Source organism: Streptomyces sp. SID3343 (assembly GCF_009865215.1).
GTDB lineage: Bacteria > Actinomycetota > Actinomycetes > Streptomycetales > Streptomycetaceae > Embleya.
This window is the reverse complement of record NZ_WWJX01000900.1, coordinates 1-1,786: the sequence shown is the minus strand read 5'-3', so window position 1 is coordinate 1,786 and position 1,786 is coordinate 1. Positions and strand designations below refer to the sequence as shown.

General features: G+C 72.7%; 2 protein-coding genes and 1 pseudogene. All 3 read right to left on the bottom strand.

Annotated elements, in window-relative coordinates:
* Positions 1-368: 368 nt before the first annotated feature.
* Positions 369-524 (bottom strand): annotated as a pseudogene (locus tag GT354_RS54570) (arabinose isomerase); the annotation flags it as partial.
* 93 nt (positions 525-617) lie between these two features.
* On the bottom strand, positions 618-1,430 hold the full coding sequence (locus GT354_RS27690) for an aldolase/citrate lyase family protein (protein WP_161359102.1): 813 nt from the start codon (positions 1,428-1,430) through the stop codon (positions 618-620).
* On the bottom strand, positions 1,427-1,786 hold a 360-nt coding region (locus tag GT354_RS27685), incomplete at its 5' end, for an alpha/beta fold hydrolase (protein ID WP_161359101.1). The genes GT354_RS27685 and GT354_RS27690, both read right to left, overlap by 4 nt.

Sequence of the window (1,786 nt, the reverse complement as noted above, 5' to 3'; positions counted from 1 at the left end):
CGTCCATGGCCTCCTCGTCGCGCCCGGTGTCGGGGTGGATGGCCCCCAGGTTCCCCCATGCCCTGCACTACGAGGCGGGATCGTCGAGTTCGATCGCGAGATCAAGCGCGCGCTGCTGGTGCTCGAGGGCTTCGGGGAAACGTCGGGCGTGGCGCAGGGCCAGGCGGACGGTCACCCGTCACCGAGTTCAGGGGATCCAGTACCTGTGATCCGGATCGTCCGGCCGGGTCCGGGTCTCCGGTTTGAAAATCCGGACCGCCTCGGCCGCCGGCCCCCGTGCCTCTTGTGCTGCCCGCTCCCTCTCCCACTCCCTCTCCCACTCCTTCTGACGCGACCAACTCGTAGCGCCCGTCCCGGGTTTGGGACGATCCGACCAAGGTGACCGGCCCATGGCGGACGTCGAATTCCACGGACACGCCCCAACCCCGCTTGCCGTGGTAGGCGCCCAGGCCACGCAGCAGCGGGCGGTGTTCGCTGATCGCGAGGTGCCCTGGTCCGTCGTGTCCCATCTCCACCACGCCGTCGCAGGCTCGCGTACGAGTTGCGTTCGCCCGTCCCGCCTGCGGACCGAACCCTCGTCGCGGGCGGCCGACGTGCGTGCCGTGTGCCGCCTTCCGCTATTCGGCCGTGCCCTTGTCCGCCGATGTGTCGGTCCGGTCCGCACGATGATCGCGGCGGATCGCCGCGGCGGCGGTCAGTGCCGAGCGCAGCAGCAGGGTGGTGTTGTACACGACGAAGTCGGCGCCGTCGGCGAAGGCGCGCTCGGCGCCGGCGGGTGAGCCGGTGATGGTCAGGACCGCGCGGCCGTGCCGGCGGGCTGCGGCGTGCACCCTTCGGGTCGCCTCGGCCACCGTCTCCGCGCCCTCGGGGCCGGGCGTCCCCAGCGAGACCGCCAGGTCGGCGGGGCCCACAAGGACCGCGTCCACCCCCTCGACGGCCAGGATCTCCTCGGCGGCCTCGACTCCGGCGGCGTCTTCGATCATGACGACCACGAGTGTGCGCCGAGCGGCCAGCGCCAGGTGCTCGGCCGCGTCGCGTGCGCCGTAACGGCCGGCTCTCGTGTAGCCGGCGAATCCCCGTTCGCCCAGTGGCGGATAGTGTGCGGCGGCCACCGCACGGGCGGCTTCACGGGCATCGCGCACGTGCGGGACGATCACACCGGCCGCACCCAGGTCGAGCGCCCGCAGCACGTCCGGGTCGTCGGCCGCGCCCACCCGGACCAGCACCGTCAGGCCCACCGCCTCCGCGACCGCGATGTGGTGATGCAGTGCGACGTGGTCGGCCGGGCCGTGCTCGCAGTCGATCACGGCGAAGTCCAGGTCGACCGAACCGGCCAGTTCGAGGAGTTGCTCGGCGGGCAGCCTGACCAGGACCCCGAGCGGGCGTGCTTCGGCGGCGAGTTGGGACTTCAGGTCGCGCGGGGCGGTCATCGGGTCTCCTCCCGGGCCGCGCGTGCCCACCAGGGGCCCAGCAGCGCGGCGATGTCGGCGGGGCGTTCGAGTGGTGTGAGGTGGCCTGCGCCGGGCAGCACGTGCAGACGGGCGGTCGCGATCGCGTCGGCGATCTCGTGGTGGTACTCGGGTGGGCACAGTCGATCCATTTCGCCCGCGACGACAAGCGTGGGGCAGCGGACTTGACGCAGTCCCGGCAGCGCGTCCACGCGGGCGGCCTGGGCACGGAGTTGGGACACGTATCGTGCCGTCCCGGTCTGGTCGGCCCCGGTGAGTGTGGCCTGCGCCGACAGTGGGTCGTCGGGACGCGCGAGCAACAGGGGCAGGAGGCGGGC